This window comes from Arthrobacter sp. zg-Y895, from assembly GCF_020731025.1.
Taxonomy (GTDB): Bacteria; Actinomycetota; Actinomycetes; order Actinomycetales; family Micrococcaceae; genus Arthrobacter_B.
Genome location: NZ_JAJFZY010000003.1, coordinates 137433 through 156440 on the forward strand (window position 1 = coordinate 137433; position 19008 = coordinate 156440).

At 66.0% G+C, this 19008-nt stretch carries 22 protein-coding genes; 5 read left to right on the plus strand and 17 right to left on the minus strand.

What is annotated here, in order from left to right; all coding sequences use genetic code 11:
• Window positions 1-72: 72 nt before the first annotated feature.
• From LJ760_RS02355 to LJ760_RS02365, 3 genes are all read right to left on the minus strand, one after another.
• A complete protein-coding gene (locus LJ760_RS02355) occupies window positions 73-750 on the minus strand; it encodes a histidine phosphatase family protein (RefSeq protein WP_227918878.1) in 678 nt (225 codons plus the stop codon).
• Between the two features lie 43 nt (window positions 751-793).
• Window positions 794-1666, minus strand: a complete 873-nt coding sequence (htpX, locus tag LJ760_RS02360) for a zinc metalloprotease HtpX (RefSeq protein WP_227918881.1) — start codon at window positions 1664-1666, stop codon at window positions 794-796.
• 105 nt (window positions 1667-1771) lie between these two features.
• Entirely contained in the window at window positions 1772-3043 is a 1272-nt protein-coding gene (locus LJ760_RS02365) for an MFS transporter (RefSeq protein ID WP_227918883.1), read from the minus strand.
• A 120-nt stretch (window positions 3044-3163) separates the two neighbouring features.
• On the opposite strand from LJ760_RS02365, the gene LJ760_RS02370 reads away from it, so the two are divergent.
• Window positions 3164-3907 carry an MBL fold metallo-hydrolase gene (locus LJ760_RS02370; RefSeq protein WP_227918885.1) on the plus strand — a complete coding sequence of 248 codons (744 nt, stop codon included), beginning with the start codon at window positions 3164-3166 and terminating at the stop codon, window positions 3905-3907.
• A 6-nt stretch (window positions 3908-3913) separates the two neighbouring features.
• On the opposite strand, the gene LJ760_RS02375 is transcribed toward LJ760_RS02370, so the two are convergent.
• Window positions 3914-4648 carry an esterase/lipase family protein gene (locus tag LJ760_RS02375; RefSeq protein WP_227918888.1) on the minus strand — a complete coding sequence of 245 codons (735 nt, stop codon included), beginning with the start codon at window positions 4646-4648 and terminating at the stop codon, window positions 3914-3916.
• A complete protein-coding gene (locus tag LJ760_RS02380; RefSeq protein WP_227918890.1) occupies window positions 4645-5436 on the minus strand; it encodes an alpha/beta fold hydrolase in 792 nt (263 codons plus the stop codon). The genes LJ760_RS02375 and LJ760_RS02380 overlap by 4 nt, the downstream gene beginning before the upstream one ends.
• Before the next feature lie 124 nt (window positions 5437-5560).
• On the opposite strand from LJ760_RS02380, the gene LJ760_RS02385 reads away from it, so the two are divergent.
• Window positions 5561-6010 carry a Fur family transcriptional regulator gene (locus LJ760_RS02385; protein ID WP_227918892.1) on the plus strand — a complete coding sequence of 150 codons (450 nt, stop codon included), beginning with the start codon at window positions 5561-5563 and terminating at the stop codon, window positions 6008-6010.
• 52 nt (window positions 6011-6062) lie between these two features.
• Window positions 6063-7553 carry a catalase gene (locus LJ760_RS02390; protein WP_227918894.1) on the plus strand — a complete coding sequence of 497 codons (1491 nt, stop codon included), beginning with the start codon at window positions 6063-6065 and terminating at the stop codon, window positions 7551-7553.
• A 69-nt stretch (window positions 7554-7622) separates the two neighbouring features.
• Here LJ760_RS02390 and LJ760_RS02395 read toward each other — a convergent pair whose 3' ends face one another.
• The 6 genes from LJ760_RS02395 to LJ760_RS02420 are packed head-to-tail and all read right to left on the minus strand — an operon-like array spanning window position 7623 to window position 12928.
• Complete coding sequence (locus LJ760_RS02395) at window positions 7623-8471, minus strand: prenyltransferase (protein ID WP_231709197.1); 849 nt, start codon at window positions 8469-8471, stop codon at window positions 7623-7625.
• A 35-nt stretch (window positions 8472-8506) separates the two neighbouring features.
• Entirely contained in the window at window positions 8507-8851 is a 345-nt protein-coding gene (locus LJ760_RS02400) for a lycopene cyclase domain-containing protein (RefSeq protein WP_227918899.1), read from the minus strand.
• Window positions 8848-9240: a lycopene cyclase domain-containing protein gene (locus tag LJ760_RS02405; RefSeq protein WP_227918901.1), complete on the minus strand. Its 393-nt coding sequence runs from the start codon at window positions 9238-9240 to the stop codon at window positions 8848-8850. Before LJ760_RS02405 ends, LJ760_RS02400 begins: the two co-directional genes overlap by 4 nt.
• Window positions 9240-10919, minus strand: a complete 1680-nt coding sequence (crtI, locus tag LJ760_RS02410; protein WP_227920877.1) for a phytoene desaturase family protein — start codon at window positions 10917-10919, stop codon at window positions 9240-9242. The genes LJ760_RS02405 and crtI overlap by 1 nt, the downstream gene beginning before the upstream one ends.
• Window positions 10920-10921: 2 nt before the next feature.
• Complete coding sequence (locus LJ760_RS02415; protein WP_227918903.1) at window positions 10922-11857, minus strand: phytoene/squalene synthase family protein; 936 nt, start codon at window positions 11855-11857, stop codon at window positions 10922-10924.
• Window positions 11858-11860: 3 nt separating this feature from the next.
• The gene (locus LJ760_RS02420) at window positions 11861-12928 is read right to left on the minus strand and encodes a polyprenyl synthetase family protein (RefSeq protein WP_227918906.1); all 1068 of its coding nucleotides are present in this window, start codon (window positions 12926-12928) and stop codon (window positions 11861-11863) included.
• 35 nt (window positions 12929-12963) lie between these two features.
• On the opposite strand from LJ760_RS02420, the gene idi reads away from it, so the two are divergent.
• A complete protein-coding gene (gene idi, locus LJ760_RS02425; protein ID WP_227918908.1) occupies window positions 12964-13485 on the plus strand; it encodes an isopentenyl-diphosphate Delta-isomerase in 522 nt (173 codons plus the stop codon).
• Between the two features lie 82 nt (window positions 13486-13567).
• Here the strand turns inward: idi and LJ760_RS02430 are convergent, their stop codons facing one another.
• A complete protein-coding gene (locus LJ760_RS02430) occupies window positions 13568-14344 on the minus strand; it encodes a glycosyltransferase family A protein (RefSeq protein ID WP_227918910.1) in 777 nt (258 codons plus the stop codon).
• A gap of 89 nt (window positions 14345-14433) precedes the next feature.
• Between LJ760_RS02430 and LJ760_RS02435 the strand changes: the two genes are divergently transcribed.
• On the plus strand, window positions 14434-15057 hold the full coding sequence (locus LJ760_RS02435) for a hypothetical protein (RefSeq protein WP_227918912.1): 624 nt from the start codon (window positions 14434-14436) through the stop codon (window positions 15055-15057).
• A gap of 171 nt (window positions 15058-15228) precedes the next feature.
• Here LJ760_RS02435 and LJ760_RS02440 read toward each other — a convergent pair whose 3' ends face one another.
• From LJ760_RS02440 to LJ760_RS02460, 5 genes are all read right to left on the minus strand, one after another.
• Window positions 15229-16419, minus strand: coding sequence for a TerC family protein (locus LJ760_RS02440; protein ID WP_227918914.1), 1191 nt, complete (start codon window positions 16417-16419; stop codon window positions 15229-15231).
• Between the two features lie 144 nt (window positions 16420-16563).
• Window positions 16564-17217 carry a nucleotidyltransferase family protein gene (locus LJ760_RS02445; RefSeq protein WP_227918915.1) on the minus strand — a complete coding sequence of 218 codons (654 nt, stop codon included), beginning with the start codon at window positions 17215-17217 and terminating at the stop codon, window positions 16564-16566.
• Between the two features lie 81 nt (window positions 17218-17298).
• Window positions 17299-17598 carry a DUF4193 domain-containing protein gene (locus tag LJ760_RS02450; RefSeq protein ID WP_146360892.1) on the minus strand — a complete coding sequence of 100 codons (300 nt, stop codon included), beginning with the start codon at window positions 17596-17598 and terminating at the stop codon, window positions 17299-17301.
• A 282-nt stretch (window positions 17599-17880) separates the two neighbouring features.
• Window positions 17881-18501 (minus strand): TetR/AcrR family transcriptional regulator, encoded by a 621-nt coding sequence (locus tag LJ760_RS02455; RefSeq protein ID WP_227918916.1) that lies wholly within the window; start codon window positions 18499-18501, stop codon window positions 17881-17883.
• A 105-nt stretch (window positions 18502-18606) separates the two neighbouring features.
• Window positions 18607-18972, minus strand: a complete 366-nt coding sequence (locus LJ760_RS02460) for a hypothetical protein (protein ID WP_227918917.1) — start codon at window positions 18970-18972, stop codon at window positions 18607-18609.
• Window positions 18973-19008 lie beyond the last annotated feature (36 nt).

A 19008-nucleotide genomic window follows, 5' to 3' on the forward strand; every position in this document is an offset into this window, starting at 1 on the left:
GGGACGGCGCCGTCGGTGGTTTAAGACCACCGGGGTTCTGAAACAGCCGGCGTTCTAAAGCAACTCGCCGCCTTAGAGCGCGACGTCGTCGGCAGCGGGGCCGTCGTCGCCGAAGTCTTCCAGCTCTTCCCCGCCTACGGCTTCACCCATCCAGGTCAGCAGCTCCCAGGGACCGAGGCTGCCGTCGGGCAGCTCTTGGGCTTCGAGCACGGCAATGCCGGTGTTGCTCAGGGCGTTCGCGACAATAAAGTCCGGTCCCACGTTTTCGGCGCGGGCCGTGGCCCAGGCCCGGATGATCGCCCCGTGGCTGAAGATCGCCGGGGACTTCAACCCCGCGGCGGCCAGCTCCTCAACCACGGCGTCAAAGCGGCCCAGCGTCTCGGCTCCGTCCGGGCCGCCGGGCATCCGGACGGCTGTGTCACCGGAGACCCAGCGGTAAACGGTCTTCAGGTAGGTAATGATCGCGTCCCGGTCATTGCGCATCTCCAGGTCTCCGGCGAAGACCTCCCGCAGCCCGTCGCGGATCTGGACCGGCAGGCCCAGGGCAGCGGCCAGAGGCGCGGCGGTGAGCTGGGTGCGGACCAGATTGGAGGCAAAGACCCCGTCGATGGGTTCGTGCCCGAGGGCTTCGGGCAGCGCCGCGGCCTGTTCCCTGCCCAGCTCCGTCAGTCCCGGTCCGGGGACTGCGGTGTCGAGGTAATGCTCCACGTTGGAGGGGGTCTGACCGTGGCGGACAAGTATCAGTCGCATGCTCGAAGCCTACTTCGTAAGCGGGACACGGATCGGCACTGCGTCAGGCGCCCAAGGTGCGCCCGGCCATGCGCTCCAGCCGCAGGATGCGGTCGGCCATGGGCGGATGGGTGGCCAGCAGGCCGCGCACTCCGGCACGGAACGGGTTGGCGATCATCAGGTGGGACACATTAGCCAGCTTCTGGTCATTCGCCGGCAGCGGTGCACGCTGGGTTCCGCTCTCCAGCTTGCGCAGGGCCGAGGCGAGTGCCAGCGGATCGTTGGTGAGCTTCGCGCCGTCTTCGTCGGCGTCGTACTCGCGGGTCCTGCCGATAGCCATCTGGATCAGCGACGCCGCCATCGGCGCGAGGATGGCCATGGCAATCATGGCCAGCGGGTTGGCATTGCGCCGGTCCCCACCACCGAAGAACAGCAGGAACTGTCCCAGCGAGGTGATAACGCCGGCAATGGCAGCTGCCACTGAGGAGGTGAGGATATCCCGGTTGTAGACGTGCATCAGCTCGTGGCCGAGCACGCCGCGCAGTTCACGCTCGTTCAGCAGTGCCAGGATGCCCTGTGTGCAGCACACCGCAGCATGCTGCGGGTTCCGGCCGGTGGCGAAGGCGTTGGGTGCCATGGTGGGCGAAATGTAGAGCCGCGGCATGGGCTCCCCGGCCTGCTGTGAAAGCTCGCGGACGATCCGGTACATTTCCGGAGCCTGCGCCTCCGTGACGGGCACGGCGCGCATTGCCCGGATGGCGAGCTTGTCACTGTTCCAGTAGCTGTACGCGGTGGTGGCCAGGCCGATAAAGAGGAAGACCCAGATAAACGACGGGCTTCCGGTTCCACTCGAGAGCAGGGCCCCGATTCCCAGCAGCACGGCGAAAAGCACGCCGAACAGGGCTGCCGTCTTGAGGCCGTTGAAGTGTCGGTGCACGGGTACATGGTCCTTTCACGCAGGCCGTTTCGGCCAGCAATCTCGGTTTTGTCCATATACTTCAACGTTTAACCGGGCCGGACTGTTCCTGCTCCGCTGAGGGCTTCAGGGCTCCGGATGCTGCGCGTCGTACCGTGCAAACCGGGGCTGGATTCGGGCCAGCACCGCCACCAGGACCAGGCAGATCAGTCCGCCCAGCACTGCCGCCCAGCCCTCCCCGACCAGGGAGGCATCCACGCCCGCCACCAGGTCCCCCAGCCGCGGTCCGCCGGCCACTACCACCACGAACACACCCTGCAGCCGGCCGCGCATGGCGTCTGGAGTGGCGGACTGCAGGATGGTGGACCGGAAAACGCCGCTGATGGAATCGGCTATCCCGGCGCAGGCCATCGCGAGCGCCGCGGGAAGAAGCCACCGGGAGGGGACCGCGCCGTCGTTGTGTCCGGCCAGCACCACCACCACGCCGAACGCCGTCACCGACAACCCCCAGGCCGCTACGGACCAGAGCACCGCCAGGCCCTGCCGGCGCACCAGCCCGAGCGGCCCGGAAAACAGGCCGGCGAGGAAGGCACCCACGGCGGTGGCTGCCAGCAGCACCCCCACTGTGGCGGCGCCCCCGCCGAGCATCAGCGCCCCGATGGCGGGGAGCAGTGCACGGGGCTGGGCTAAGACCATGGCGCACAGGTCCACCACGAAGGTCATGCGGATATTGGGGCGGGTGCCCAGGAACCGGAACCCCTCCAGCACGGAGCCCAGCCCGGCCTTCTGCACCTTGCCCACGGGCGGCATCGGCGCCAGCCGGTACAGCGCCCACATGGCGGCAGTGAAGGTAACGACGTCGATGGTGTAGGTCCAGCCGTAGCCCACCCGTGCCACCAGCACTCCGGCCAGCAGCGGCCCCGCGGTCATGGCCAGGCCGAAGGTCATCATGCTCAGCGCATTGGCGGCAGGCAGCAGCTCGGGGCGGACCAGGCGGGGAATGATGGCGCTGCGGGCCGGGTGGTTCAGCCCGCCGGCACCTGCGTTGACGGCCACGAGGAAGTACAGCAGCCAGACGTTGCCGACTCCGGCCCAGGCCTGGGCGGCTATCCCGATGGTGCTGAGCCAGAGGAGTCCCGACGAGAACAGAGCGACCTTGCGCCGGTCATACGCGTCCACCACCGACCCGCCGTACAGCCCGGCCAGGACCAGGGGCACCAGGCCCACCAATCCGAGCAGACCGACATTGAAGCTCGATTTCGTCAGTTCGTAGACCTCCAGGCTCACCGCCACGAGGGTGAGCTGGGTGCCGACGGCGGAGAGCGCCGTTCCGGTCCAGAGCCGGCGGAATTCGGGGCTTTCACGCAGGGGCGTGAGGTCAGCGAGCAGTCTTGGCACCAGAGCAGTCTAGGGCCCCGCCGTGCCCGTTCCGGCGCACCACACGCGCACCGCAATAGAAAGCATGCTTAGGATGGGACGGAACCGCTTGCCCCGCACCCTGCCGAAGGAGTAGCCGCCGTGTTTACCCGCAACGTTGCCGATGGAATCCACCGCATTGAGCATGCCCATGTGAATGTCTACCTGGTCGAGGACGACGACGGCGTGGCAGTGATCGACGCGGGCCTGCCGGGGATGTGGCCGCACCTGACCGGCGCGCTGGACGAACTGGGCTACGGTGCCGGCGATATCCGGGCCCTGGTGCTGACGCATGCGCATTTCGACCACGTGGGCACTGCGGCACGGCTGCGGCAGGAGTACCGCACACCCATCCTGGTGCACGACGCCGACCGGTACATTGCCGCACATCCCTACCGCTACCGGCACGAGGCCAACCGGTTTCTGTATCCGCTGCGCTATCCCAAGTCGGTTCCCGTCCTGGGCGCAATGACCCTCGCCGGGGCGCTGAACGTGCGCGGCGTGACCGATGTGCACAGCCTGGCCCTGGATTCCGGCGACGCCCTGCCGGGCAAGCCGCGGATCCTGTACACGCCCGGGCATACCGCCGGACATGTGGCACTGCACTATCCGGACCGCGGAGCCCTGATCAGCGGGGACTCGCTCGTCACCCTCGATCCCTACACGGGCGCGAAGGGTCCGCAGATCGTTTCAGGGGCGGCCACCGCAGACAGCGCGCAGGCGCTCGCTTCCCTCTCACTGCTGGCGGAGACCGATGCTCCCCTGCTGCTCACCGGGCACGGAGAGCCGTGGCGGGACGGCTCGGCGGCGGCTGTCGAGCAGGCCCTGGCCCGCGGTGCGTCCTAACGTTCCTTACCGCTCGGCTGCGTCCAGGTCCTGTTCCACGACCTCCAGCAGCCGGGAATCCCCGATGGGCCGGAAATGCCCCATGGTTTCCAGCTGGACGTTCCGCGCACCGGCCAGGTGGCTCCCGGCCGGGATATGCGGATCGAAGCTGCTGTACACCGAAGTGATCCGCGCATTCACGTCCACGTTGAGCAGGAGCTTCTGCAGGAACGGGTCCCGCGGCGCGAAGGCCCGGATCGAGGCCAGCGGAAACAGGTTGGCGTACACGGAGCCCGAGAAAGGCGTGTTGACGGCGATCATCCGCTCCACCCGGGACCCGCCGTCCGGCAGGGTCATCAGGTGCTTGCCGATCAGGCCGCCCTTGCTGTGCGCCAGCACCAGCACGCCCGTCAGGTTCCGCTCCACCAGATAGCGTTCCACCAGCACGGCCATCTCCTCGATGGCTCCGCGGTTGTAGCCCAGCGGGGCCACGGTATGCACGGGATGTCCCCGCTCATACAGGTAGTCCGCCAGCGGCCGCATAAACTGCCAGTTTTCAAAGACACCGGGAATCAGCACCACCGGTGCCCGCACCTCACCCTCCGGATGCAGGTACGCCGACGGGTCCCGGCGGAAGACAAAGCCGTGCACCTGCCAATAGGCCACATATGCATAGTCCGAGGCCCAGCCCCGTGCCTGGCGCGCCCACCGGAAGATCCGCCCCTGCCGGCGCGGACGGACTCCGGGGCGGAAGGATGTCACTGTACGGCGGCCGCCGTGCGCATCAGCTCAGCGGTTTCTTTCGGACGGGTGTACATCATCACGTGCGGCTGGCCGGGGATTTCCGCCGTCACGGCACCCGGCCGGGCAAGGGCCAGCCGGGCCAGCCAGTCGGCCCGCACCACTGGATCCTTCCCGCCGCGCACCAGCAGGACCGGAGGCTTTACCTCGCGGATCCGCTCCTCGAGGCGGTGGTGGATCATCACGGGCAGCGTGGAGAGATACCAGCGCGGCCCGGCACGCAGGTAGTCGGTGACCAGAATGAAGTTGACGGCCGGGGGTTCCACCAGGCAGTCCTGCATCAGCCGCAGGGCCTGCAGCGGGGCGGAGCGCTCGGCGTCGTTAATGGTCGGCCCCAGCAGGACCACCGAGGACGCCGCATCCGGGGCGGCGAGCGCCATTTCCACCACCACCTGGCAGCCCATGGAATGGCCCACCCACTGGGCACCCCGGATGCCGGCGGTATCGAGCGCCTCGGCGGCGATGCGCCCGAAGTCTTCCATCTGCAGTTGCCTGCGCGGCTTCGGGGTGGATCCGAAGCCGGGCAGCTCGAGCGTATGGACGATGGATGTGCGCGCCAGTTCCCAGATCAGCGGGCGGTAGTACCGCTCCGAGGCGCCGATCCCGTGCACCAGGACCACCTCGCTGCGGGTCTCGTGCCAGTCGGGTGTCCCGGCGTCGTCAAAGCGGCGGTAGGTGCGGATGTCCACCTGCGTGTCCCCTACCGTCACGCGCTGGAATCCCGTTCGAGCTTCTGCTGCTGCAGGCACTGTGCCTCTGCTTCCTGTTCCGTCGAGACGCTTGTCGGGACGCTTTAGGGCCAGCGTACCGGGACCCGGGCAGGTTAGGCGATCCTTATTATGAATAACTCAGAATAAGGATAGGATGTTGGACATGAACGGAAACGCAGCTCCACAGGAAACCACCGCCAGGTGGTCCGATGAGCTGCGCGCCCACGGCCGTCGGGTGACCAAGCAGCGCCTCGCCGTGCTCCGTACCGTCGACACCGCACCGCACTCGGTAGCGGACGACGTCGCGGCCGGCGTCCGCCGGGAACTTCCGGACATTTCCCTGCAGTCCGTCTATGTGATCCTGGCCGACCTCACCGAAACAGGCCTGCTGCGGAAAATCGAAACCCCCGATTCTCCGGCCCGGTACGAGACCCGTGTGAATGACAACCATCACCACGCCATCTGCACCGAATGCGGGCGGATCGAGGACGTGGACTGCGCCGTCGGCCACGCTCCCTGCCTCACCCCCGGAAACACACACGGTATGACCATCCAGATTGCGGATGTGCTCTACCGCGGGATCTGCACCGACTGCGCCGCCGCAGCCTCGTAGCCCGCCCCCAAAGCCTTTCCTCCCTTTTGTCAGCACCAGAGAAAGAACAAGTATGTCCAACTTCACCACCACGCAGACCGGCACCCCGGTAGCGAGCGACGCACACTCGCTGAGCACCGGCGCCGACGGCGCCATCGCCCTTCACGACCGCTACCTGGTCGAGAAGCTGGCACAGTTCAACCGGGAGCGTATTCCGGAGCGCATCGTGCACGCCAAGGGCGGCGGCGCATTCGGTGAGTTCGTTGTCACCGAGGATGTCTCCATGTACACGCGTGCCGCTGTCTTCCAGCCGGGCACCGTCACCGAAACCGTCCAGCGGTTCTCCTCAGTTGCCGGCGAAATGGGTTCGCCCGACACCTGGCGCGACGTGCGCGGCTTCGCCCTGCGTTTCTACAGCACCGAGGGCAACTACGACATCGTCGGCAACAACACTCCGGTGTTCTTCATCCGCGACGGCATCAAGTTCCCGGACTTCATCCACTCGCAGAAGCGCCTTCCGGGTTCCGGCCTGCGCGACGCCGACATGCAGTGGGACTTCTGGACCAACTCCCCCGAGTCCGCCCACCAGGTCACCTACCTCATGGGCGACCGCGGGCTTCCGACGTCGTGGCGTGAAATGCCCGGCTTCGGTTCGCACACCTACCAGTGGATCAATGCCGCCGGCGAGCGCTTCTGGGTGAAGTACCACTTCACGTCCAACCAGGGCAACCATGAAATCACCGGTGCCGAGGCCGAGAAGATTGCCGGCGCCGACGCCGACTACTACCGCCGCGACCTGTACGAGGCCATTGAGGCCGGCAACTTCCCGTCCTGGGACCTGCACGTGCAGGTTATGCCGTACGAAGATGCCAAGACGTACCGGTTCAACCCGTTCGACCTGACCAAGGTCTGGCCGCACGCGGACTACCCGCTGATCAAGGTGGGTACCCACACCCTGAACCGCAACCCGGAAAACTTCTTCGCGCAGATCGAACAGGTTGCCCTGTCCCCCGCGAACCTGGTTCCCGGCATCGACGCCAGCCCGGACAAGATGCTGATGGCCCGCATCTTCTCCTACCCGGACGCCCAGCGTTACCGCATCGGCGCCAACTACAACCAGCTGCCGGTCAACGCACCCAAGGCCCCGGTTAACAACTACTCGCAGGACGGCGCCATGCGCTTCTCCTACAACTCCCCGCAGACTCCGGTCTACGCACCGAACACGTTGGGCGGCCCCGCGGCCGATGCAGCGCTGGCCGGTTCGGGCAGCTGGGAGAACGACGGCGCCCTGGTGCGTGCCGCCGCAACCCTGCATTCCGAGGACAGCGACTTCGTCCAGGCCGGTACCCTGTACCGCGAGGTTTACGACGACGCCGCCAAGCAGCGTTTCCTGGAAACCATCACCGGTGCCATCTCCGGCGTGAAGCGTCCGCATATCCGCGAAGCTGCGATCCAGTACTGGACCAACGTTGACGCGACCCTGGGCGAGAAGCTGCGCCTTTCCCTGGCACAGGGCGAAACCACGGCCAACGAAAAGGCCGAGTTCGTGGGCGTTGCTGAGTAATTTCAGCACCCGCTAAACCAGCAGCGGCCGGTCCCTTCGGGGGCCGGCCGCTGCTGTATGTCCTGCCTCCTACCGGGTAGGCCAGTACCAGATAATCAGCAGCGTCACCAGGAAACCGGTGAGGAAGTTCAGCTTCAGGAACCGTCTCCAGCCGGCATTCGCAGCACCGGACCCGGCGTCGGTGATCCGCAGGAACGGAACCAGGTTGAGGATGTAGGGCAGGGCCAGCAACCCGCCCAGCATCGCCGGCCAGGGAGTCAGCAGCATCAGCAGGCCGGCCGCCAGATAGGCAGCGGCGGCAAGCACCACCACCGGCCGCGCCCCCAGCACCGTGGCAATGGACCCGATGCCCCCTTCCCGGTCCGGCACCACGTCCTGCACGGCACCGAAGGCCTGGCTGGCCATGCCCCAGAGGAAGAACGCCCCCAGGACTGCCCAGAGCCCCGGGGTGAAGACCGCGCCGGCCAGGACCAGTCCGTACACTGCAGGGCTGACGAAGTGGGTGCTCGAGGTCATGGAATCCAGGAAGGGACGTTCCTTGAACCGCAGTCCGGGTGCGCTGTACGCAATCACTGCGAAGACGCTGACTGCCAGCACCAGCCAGGACAGCGGGCTTCCCAGCAGGATCAAGGCCACGAGGAACGGCACATTGGTGATGACTGCAGCCCACAACGTGATGCGGTGGAAACCGCGGTCCAGGACGGCGCCTTCCACTCCCCCCTTGCGCGGATTATGCAGGTCCGACTCGTAGTCGAAAACGTCATTGATGCCGTACATCGCCAGGTTGTAGGGAACCAGGAAGTACAGCGTACCGATGACCCAGGTCAGGTCGATCTGCCCGGTGGTGAGCAGATAGGCGGCGGCGAACGGATACGCGGTGTTCACCCAGGAGAGCGGCCGCGAAGACACCAGCAGCATCCGCAGGGTTCCCGCGGTCGAGGTGGCGGCGGTGCTCACGGTGTTTCCTTAGTGTTCGGCTTGGCGTCTCCCGGCGCGGGGGCACGTCCGGGCAGCAGCATCCAGAGCGCCGGCAGCAGCAGGACGGCCGCCAGCGGGTACGCGAAATCCTCCAGCGGCGCAGCACCGGCAAAGGCTCCGGAAATGCGGTCCTCGTTGTACCAAAAGAGGCCCACGCGGATCATGAGGTTGTCGAAGACGGCGGTCAGTGCCAACAGGACGACGCCGGTGACGGCAGCTGCAGCTGCGAAGTGCCGCGGGCGGTTCCGGCCCAGCAGGGCGGTTGTAAAGATCAGAGCCGCCGGCACGAGGAAGAAGGCATTGAGGGTCCAGTAGGTCACGGCCGGGTCCTCTCGCTCGGCCTGCGGGCCGGGTGCCTGCCGGTCCGGTCGGTGTTTCGTTCGGTGGCCCGTTCGCCGGCCCGATCCGCGACCAGACGCACCAGGCCGAAGAGCACCATGGTCAGGTAGCAAAGGAAGGCCAGGAAAAAGATCTCCTCGACGGGCAGGTGCGGTGCCAAGGTCAGGCCGAGCATAAACGGGGTCTCGCCGCGGTAGAAAATGTCGGAGCCGATGCCGGCCAGGTCCCAGCCGGTGAAGAACAGCACTCCGATGGCCAGCACTGCGGCTGCCCGCCGTGCGTGGGCGAAGAAGAACAGCCGGAACCGGTGGTCCAGCAGCACCATGCAGCCCAGGGACAGCAGCAGGAAAAGCAGGTACAGGACGCCCATTACGCTCCCGCCTCTGCCGACGGCTGCGGGGCCGGGTGCTGTCCGTCAGGAAGCTGGCTTGATGACACCCGTGCACCCCACGGCGCGGGCTCCGGCAGCGCCTCGGTGCCCGTTTCCCCGCGCAGCCGCTTGAGCACGAGTTCCGCGCTGATCAGGCACATGGGCAGTCCGATGCCCGGCAGGGTGGACCCGCCGGCGTAAAGCAGCCCCTCCACTTTCCGGCTGGCATTTGTTCCGCGGAAGAACGCACTTTGCTTCAGGATGTGCGCCGGTCCCAGCAGGGTTCCGCGCCACGAATTGAGGTCGGCAACGAAGTCCTGCGGACCCACGGTGCGGCGGATTATGATGCGTTCGGCCAGGTCGGGAATACCGGCCCAGGATGAGAGCTGCTCGATGACCGCGTCGGCCATCTTCTCGATCCGGGGATCCCCTGCGCCGTCGATCCCTCCGGCTCCGAGCGACGGATCCGAAGGTACCGGCACCAGCACAAACAGGTTTTCATGTCCTTCCGGCGCCGCGTCGGGGTCCGTCGCGCTCGGTCGGCAGACGTACAGGGAGGCCGGATCCGGCACCGAGGTGTCCTGACCGAAGATCTTCTCGAAGTTGGCTTCCCAGTCCCGGGTGAACAGCAGGGTGTGGTGTTCCAGCTGCGGCAGTTTCCCCTCCACACCGAGATGCAGCAGCAGCCCGCCGGGGCCGGGGACCCGGTGCTCCCAGTATGCCTCCGGATAGGTCTGCAGCTCCCGGGGCAGGAGGGTGGTCTCGGTGTGGTGCAGATCCGCTGCTGAAACCACCAGGTCCGCGTCCAGCGACACCAGTGAGCCGCCGGCATCCCGGTACTCCACGCCCACGGCACGGGGCTTGCGGCGGGGGAAGCGGGCCCGGCCGCTCTTGGGGTTGGCCGGAGCGGAAGTCCTGATCCGGGTGACCTCGGCACCGGTGATGACCCGGCTGCCCTCTGCACGCGCCAGGTCGGAAATGACCGAGACTATCCGGTGGAAGCCGCCCATGGGATAAAGCACCCCGTCAGCCAGGTCCAGCCGGCTCATCAGGTGGTACATGCTGGGTGTGGTGAACGGCGAGGAGCCCAGGAAAACGGCGGGGTAGCCCAGGATCTGCCGGATCCGCGGATCCGTGAAACGCCGGCCAACGAAGGTGCTCAGCGGTTCCAGCAGCAGCCTGGCAAGCCGGGGGCCGCTGCGCAGGACATCGGGGCGCAGCAGCGGCAGGAACGAGGCAAACGTTGTGTACAGGAACCGCTTCTTGGCCATCGCGTAGACCTCTTCGGCGGACTCGAGATATTCCTCGAGCCGGGCTCCGGCACCGGGTTCCAGCGACTCGAACAACGCAATGTTGCCGTCCCGGGTGGCAGCCACGTCCACCGGTTCCGCGGTGTCCTCGAAGAGCACCCGGTACCCCGGATCCAGCCGTACCAGCTCCAACTGCTCGGCAGCGGTGGTGCCCAGCAGCCGAAAGAAGTGGTCGAAGACCTCGGGCATGAGGTACCAGGACGGCCCCGTGTCAAAGCGGAACCCTCCGGTCTCCCAGCTCCCCGCCCGTCCCCCGGTCTCCGGCTGCTTCTCCAGCACCGTGACCTCCAGGCCTTCCCGCGACAGCAGTGCCGCGGTGGCCAGACCGGTAATCCCGCCGCCGATCACGACGGCGGTGCGCGGACGCATGCTCATAGTTGCCTTTCGTTTCCCGGGACAGCTTGGTTTGCGCCGCGGTGCCGGAGCCCGACAGGACCGGCAACCCGGCGGGTCAGAACCGCACGCGTTGCGATGCGGACTTTCACGGGGTTCGGGACCCGCACCCGGGTGGTACGCAGCTGTTCGGCGGGTGTGTTCCGGAGCCTGCGGGCCAATTCTCCGAACAGGTCCTGGGCCAGCGCGACGGCGGCCCTGCAGTTTGCCGGCAGCTCCGCCACCGCGGCGCCCGAAACCAGCAGGTCAGCCTCGATGCCGGCCAGGATCCGGTGCTTGTCCGTTTCACTGAACGCTGCCACGGTGATGCCGGGGAAATAGCTGCGTCCCAGGGTCTCGAAGTCCTGGGCAAGATCCCGCAGGAAGTTGACCTTCTGGAACGCTGCCCCCAGCCGTTGGGCGCCCTCGTGCAGCCGCTTGGCCTGGTCATCGGGCAGCGGAACTCCGTCGAGGAAACACCGCAGGCACATCAGCCCGATCACTTCGGCGGAGCCGTAAACGTACTCGTTGAAGCTGGCCTCGGTGTGTTCCACCCGGTCCAGGTCCGCGCGCATCGACGCGAAGAACGGGCGGGTGAGGTCCGTTCCGATGCCGGTTTCCCTCGCCGTCAGCGCGAACGCATGGACCACCAGATTGACGCTGTAGCCGGTGCGCAGGGCACGTTCCGTGTCCGCCTCCAGCTCATCGAGCAGCTCGCCGATCTCCGTGCGGGGCACCAGCGCGGCCGCCGCCACGCCGTCGACAATCTCGTCCGCCAGCCGGACCAGCGCGTAGATGGTTTCAATCTGCAGTCGCGTCCGGGCCGGCAACAGCCGGGAGGCCAGCCCGAAGGACGTCGAGTAGGACCGGATCAGCACGGCCGAAGTCCGGCGCGCGACGGCGTTATAGAGGGGCAGGCCCTGCTCAGCTACCACGGACTACCGCCCCCGGTTCACGGCGTCGTCAACCACTGTCGACAGTGCTGCGCGCAGCCCTGGGGTGACCGCAGGGCAGTCCAGGTGTTGGCGGGCCCGGTCTGCATATTCGCGCACCAGCTGCTGCGCATGGTCCCGGGCACCGGAGGAAACCAACAGTTCCCGGGCGCGGGCGGCATCACGGGCGGTCAGCTCTGGGTTGCCGATCAGGCCCGAGAGTTCTTCCCACTCCGGCTTCTGAGCAACATAGGAGACCAGCACCGTCCGCTTTCCCTCGCGCAGGTCCGAAAAACTGGACTTGCCCGTGGCGCTCTCCGTGCCGAAAACCCCCAGCAGGTCATCCACAACCTGGTAGGCAATCCCGATGTCCCGACCGTAGAGACCGAGGGTGGTTACGACGTCGTCCGGTGCCCCGGCAAGCACCGCCCCGGCCTGCAGCGGCGCTTCGAAGGAATAGACGGCGGTCTTGAGCCGCTCCATGTGCAGGATTTCGGCGATGGGCGGGGCATCAGGGTGGAAGGAAAGGTCGACGTCGATCAGCTCTCCGCCCGCGGATGCGAAGACGGCCTCGTCCAGGATCTCGGCCATCCGTGACCGGAGGCCTGTGTCCACCTCGGCGCTGTCCAGCATGCGGAATGCGCCGGTCAGGGCCAGGTCCCCTGCAATGACCCCGGCGGAGAGCCCGCGGTGCCGGGCTGCGGCTGTTTCAACGCCTGCGGCGGCGGCCAGCTCCCGATAGACGCCGGAAACGTTTTCGTGGCCGCGGCGGGTGAAATCCAGATCGATCACGTCGTCGTGCACAATCAGGGCCGTATGCAGCAGTTCGAATGCGGCGCCTACACTGGCAGCGGCCGCCGTGTCGGTGCCGCCGAGATTCAGGTAAGCCGTCAAGAGGATGCGCGGGCGCACCCGCTTACCTCCGGCAGTCGAGTTTTCCAGTGCCTGCCACAGCGAGAGGTAGCCGGGACCCAGTTTCGCGGCGCGGGCTTTGGCCCGCTCGAAGAACCGGTTCAGAACGGTCTCGACCAGATCCTGGCCGATAGACAAGTCGAGCGGGGGGTGCGTCTGCATAGGTAAAGTAAACACGTATGGGACTAGCGGAAGAAATGACAGACGGCTCAGAACGCGTGGTTCTGGTAGACAATGACGGCCGTCCCGTGGGCACCCGGGACAAGGCCGCCGTGCACACCACTGACACGCCGCTGCACCTGGCGTTCTCCACCCACGTCTTCAATACCCGCGGCTCGTTGCTGGTCACCCGCCGGGCGATGTCCAAGCTGACCTGGCCGGGAGTCTGGACAAATTCCTTCTGCGGCCATCCCGGACCCGGAGAAGCGACGGAGGACGCGGTGAACCGGCGCGCCCGGCGCGAGCTGGGGCTCGAAGTGCGGGACCTGACGCTGCGGCTGCCGGATTTCCGCTACCGTGCCGTGGATGCCTCCGGGATTGTCGAGCATGAGATCTGCCCCGTTTATACGGCCGTGGCCGACGCCGATCCGGTCCCGGCAGCGGACGAGGTCATGGACTGGGAGTGGGCGGATCCGGCGCAGCTTGTTCCGGCGGTTCGGCTGACGCCCTGGGCATTCAGTCCCTGGCTGGTGCTGCAGCTTCCGCTGCTCTACCCCTAGATCCGGCCCGGCCTGTCTGCGGTGGGCGACGGCGTGGGGTCGGCCTGACGGTGTGCGTGCGGACTGACGGCGCGGCAGGCGCTCAGTGTGCCGGTGCTGCGGTTTTGCTGCCCGCGAACCTCCGGGCCCAGCGGACCCAGGGGTATTCCTGGGGCCAGTGCCCGGCCAGGGTGTGGAAGGCCCTCCGGAAGCGCAGGGCCACGTTTGCCCGGCTTTGCACTGCCCGCGGCGCCATCCCTACGGTCAGGTGCGGATCCCGGCGGCAGCGACGGCCTTGGCCAAGATGGAAGCTGAGGCAGACGTCGTCGTGCATCTGCGCATCGCTCCTATGCACCTCGCCGCTGACCGCTTGCCAGGTCCCGGCGCGCAGGGCCAGATTCGAGCCGAAAAACGGCCAGTGGGCCAAAGCTGACCCCATGGCCAGGTAATAGGACCCCAGATACACCCGGGAGAGCAGTAGCGCCGGGAGGCGGGGCATCCCGTAGAAAACACCGGGACCGCTAAGCACTTCCAACTGCGGATCGGCGGCGAAGGCTTCAGCTATGCGCGCAATCCAATCCGGGGGCAGGACGCAATCTGCGTCACATCTCGCAATAATGGCGTCCGCGTCGAGGCCCTGAGCAGCGGCGTCGTACCCGGCACCGGCAGCGGCTGGGATTCCGAGAGCCGGTTCGAAAACCACTCGGGCGCCGAACCTCCGGGCAACCTCTGCGCTGGCATCGCTGCTGTTGTTGTCCACCACCACTATTTCCCGGGGCTGCAGGCTCTGCCCGGCCAGCGACTCCAGGCACGCTTCCAGGAGGGCGGCATCATTGCGGCACGGGATGACCACGGCAACAGCCGGAAGCTCAGAAGGCATGGGCTGAGTTTAGCGTGGAGCCACTGGTTCTCCCGGCCCGTTTCCGATGCCCACTGCCTCCGTCAGTGGTGCCGGGCTACCGTATGAGGATGATCGACGCACTGCTCCGCCCGCCCGAGTCCCGGAAGGCGTACCTGGCTGACGCGGTACGTGCAGTGGGAGTACTCAGTGTCCTGACGGCACTCGTACTGCTCGGACCGGTGGAAACGGCCCTGTTCCTGCTGGTGCTGCTGGGGCTTCTGGTCTCCCGGGCGCTGGCGGTCTTCCCTGATTTTGACGCCGCCTACGGCGTGGTGCTGCTGGCCGCGGCCTGGAGCAGCGTGGCGGACCTCTACGCCCGCATCTCCTGGTGGGATCTCGCCGTCCACTTTGCCACCACCGGTGCGCTGGCCGTGATGGCCTATTTCCTGCTGGTGCAGTTCGGCGCAGTACCTGCAGTCCAGCGCCCGCACCGTCACTCGCCCTCGCTCCCCGTGGTGGTTCCGCTGCTGGTGCTGGCGCTTGGCCTGGGAATGAGTGTCCTCTGGGAAATCGGTGAGTGGTGGGGCCACACGTACGTGGATGCAAGCATCAACGTCGGGTATGCGGACACCATGGGAGATCTGGCTGCCGGAGGGCTGGGCGCGTTGGCGGCCGGCCTGTGCCTGGGTGTTGCCGTCCGCCGGTCCGGTGCGCGGCAGAATGCGCCGGTGCCGCACCGTTCCCGCCGCTAGCCCGGGGCTCGCGCCGCTGGCCCGGGCTCGCCCCGCTGATAGCCGGCTGTGGCCCGGGTTCACACGCTTGGTAGCCCGGCGCATCCAGGCTTAACTGCGAAGGGCATCCCGGGCAGCGATGGCTGCCCGGAATGCCCTGTACTGCCGGCGGATCCCCGCCGGCTGTTCTCGCTAGCGGGAGAGGTACCGCTCGTGCTCGCTGTGGGCGCGGGCTACGGTTTCGCGGATCTCTTCGATGTCCTTGACCTTGTTGCGGTACTTGACGTCCATCTTCAGGATGTCCTGCTCTTCATCGCACAGGGCCTTGTAGACCCGCTCCCGCTCGGCGGGATCTGCGGTGTAGGACAGGTCCAGGTAGGAATCCGCATGGCGCCGCGCGTTGTTGACGGCGGTCATGGCCTTGCCTGCCGGGCTGACCAGGGACGCAACAACGGTCACCAGGAGGACGCCCACAATGACGGAGAGCGAGAGGCCGGTGGTGATCTCGATAACCGGAACGTGCTCGCCGCCGTTGATGAAGGGCAGGGTGTTCTCGTGCAGGGCGTGCAGGACAAGCTTGACGCCGATGAAGGCCAGGATGGTTGCCAGGCCGTAGCTGAGGTAGATCAGGCGGTCGAGCAGTCCATCAATGAGGAAGTAGAGCTGGCGCAGGCCCATCAGGGAGAACGCCGTGGCCGTGAAGACAATGAAGACGTTCTGCGTCAGGCCGAAGATCGCCGGGATTGAGTCGAGCGCGAAGAGGATGTCGGTACCGCCGATGGCCACCATGACCAGCAGCATCGGGGTGAGGACGCGCTTGCCGTTCTCCATCGTGAAGAGCTTGTCGCCGTCGTACGTCTCCGACGTGTGGAAGATTTTGCGGGCGAGCCGAATGATGAAGTTGTTGGCTTCGTCGTCGCCCTCGGTGCTTTCAGGCTTGAGCAGGTTGCCCGCCGTGATCAGCAGGATCAGGCCGAAGAGGTAGAAGACCCAGGAGAACGAGTTGATCAGCGCGGCACCGAGAAGGATGAACGCGGTACGGGCGATCAGGGAGAAGACGATGCCGAAGAGGAGGACCTTCTGCTGGTCTTCACGCGGAACCCGGAAACTCGCCATGATGATCAGGAAGACGAACAGGTTGTCCACCGAAAGCGCTTTCTCGGTGATGTATCCGGCGAAGTACTCGGTGCCCATCTGGGTTCCGCCAAGGGCCCAAACAACACCGCCGAAAACCACGGCCAGGCCTACGTAAATGGAGGACCAAATGGCCGCTTCCTTCAGCGTAGGGATGTGGGCCTTGCGGATGTGGAAGAAGTAATCAAAGGCCAGAAGGGCCAGGATGACCGCAATGGTCACTCCCCAGACCAAGGGGGAAACAGTCATGGAATCTCTGCTTTCGTAGGGTATGCCGAAGGAGCATAGGTCTCTCCCGCCACCCTGGACAGGCTGGCCGCTGAACCCGGCGGAGCGTCGGTGCTCCACGTGTTGACGGATATCTGCGTTTTGGGATACTCCCCTACGAAGGAATCAGTCTAACAGGGCCAGGTCCGCATCGCAGTCCACGTCCCGCCCATCGGCCAGGTCGGAACAGTCCACGATGTCCAGGAGCTCCGGATGGGCAGCCAGGAACGCACGGGCACCGGAATCCGGATTGACTCCCTGCTTCCCTTCCCCTGCATGTTCAGCCCCTGAATAGCGTGTATCCGGTTCCAGGCTTCGCGCGGCCAGGGAAGCATCGAACAGAACGGGGTGCCCGCGCCGCAACTCCCCATCCGGCATCCGGTAGCCGGCGGCGGCTATCCTGCCGGGCCGCCCCGCGGCGAGGACGCGGGAGACGACGGCCGGGGTCAATCCGGGCTGGTCTACCAGGGCCACAAGGACCGAGGTCTCCGGCTCCCGGGCCAGTGCCGCCAGGATCCCGCAACGGTAACTGGTGCCCATTCCGAGCTCCCACTGTGGATTCACCACCGGTACAGCATCCTGCAGCCGGACCGAGGCCAGAATCTCAGTGCTCCCGGCGCCAAGCACTGCGACCACCTGGGCACACCCTCCGGCCAGCAGCACCTCGACCTGATGCTCGATCAGGGGCCGCCCGCGGAAAGGCAGCAGCGCCTTGGGCCCGCGGCCGAGACGTCTGCCGGCACCGGCAGCCAGCAGGACCGCCGTCGTCGTTCCGGTCATTGGTCCGTCCTCACTCCGCTCCGGACTTAAACAGGCAGCCGCCGCACCCTTGGATGGTGCGACGGTTGAGGTTTCGGGTAATTAGCCTTCACAGTCCTTGCAGTAGGCCAGGCCGTTCTTTTCGACGGCCAGCTGGGAGCGGTGGCGGACCAGGAAGCAGGAGTTGCAGGTGAACTCGTCTTCCTGCGGCGGCACTACGCGGACAAGCAGTTCTTCACCGGACAGGTCTGCGCCGGGCAGTTCAAATCCTTCAGCTGCCTCGGTCTCATCCACGTCAACTACGGCAGACTGCTTGTCACTGCGCCGTGCCTGAAGCTCTTCGATAGAAGCCGGGCCGGCTTCTTCCTCAGTCTTGCGCGGCGCGTCATAATCTGTAGCCATTTTCTCGGCTCACACTCCAAATCCGTAGTTATGTTGTTTCCGGGGCACTCGATACTAGCCGAACATAACGGTTGTACGGTCGCGTACTATTCCCATCGGCCGTTCAGCTGCCGTTTTTCTTTCTCCGGACCCTGGGTGCCCGGACCTTGGGCGCCCAGCCCCGCGGCGCCGAAAGTGCGCACGTGCCGGGAAGCCGTCCGGGTCCATTGTGCGGTCCCCGCGCACCCTTTCCTACCCAACGTGCATCCAGCCGTGCAGGTTCCGCTTTTTCGACGGTACTTGTTAACGGTTGAATCCGTTGCGGAGGAACCCAATCGCTTCGGCAAACAGCTGTTCCAGCAGCTTGAGGGACTCCGGCGTGATGGCGCCCTGCGTGCGCCGTTCCCACTGGGCAAAGGCGCTTCGTCCGCAGGTCAGCACTGAACCAACCAGGCAGGAGATGTAGAAGGGATCGGCGGCATCGCCTAATCGCTGCCGGATGGAAGCGACGATGCGCTGTTCTGCCCGGTCCCATGCCTCCAGCTGGAACCGCATCATTACCGGGTTGTCCTGGGCAATGGCGTAGAGCTCGGCAGTCACCGCCAGCCGCTCCGGTTCCGCCGGGGAGGTCAGGGCCTCCAGCATGGACTCCACGATGTTTTCGTCCTGCGGACGGGACTCGAAGTGGCCCAGCACGGTTTCCAGGAATCCTTCCATGGCCACCGTGAGCGATGCTTCAGTGCTGGAAAAATAGTTGAAGAAGGTCCTGCGCGAGACACCGGCCCGCTCCGCAATGTCGTCCACCGTGAAATTGCCCGGGCCCTTGCTGCGGACCAAGCTGAGGGCAGCCGCGGCGATGGCTGCGCGTGTCACCGATTTGTTCAGTTCCCGCCGTGAGGGGGCGGCCGTTTCTCCTGCTGCCACGCCAATACACTAAGTGCAACTTTGCACGGCGGGCAAGGGGAACGAAAAAGCACCGGACAAGCAGGTTTTAGCCTGCCTATCCGGTGCTTCTCTTGCTCTTTGCGCTTATGCCTCAGGCTGCGGTTCAGCCGGAGACATCTTCTGCTCGCCGCCGGAGGTGTAGGAACCATTGGTTCCCGTGCTGCCGGCCGCGGAAGAACCCGTGGTGGAACCGGTGGACCCGGATCCGGTGCTGCCGGAAGAGCCCGATCCGCTGCTGGAACCGGTGACCTTGGAGGCGGCATCCTTGGCGACGCCCGTAACCTTATCCTGCAGGCCCGGTGCCTTTTCCTTCGCCCAATCGGTGCCGTGGGAAACAGTTTCCTGCACCTTCGGGTCATTCCAAAGCTGCATCAGCTTTTCGCGGCCGCCCTTGGAGCCAACCAGGTAGCCAATACCCGCGCCCGCCAGAAATACAAACTTCTTTACCATGGTCTTCCTCTTCTCCTGCCCTCACGGGGCCTTGAT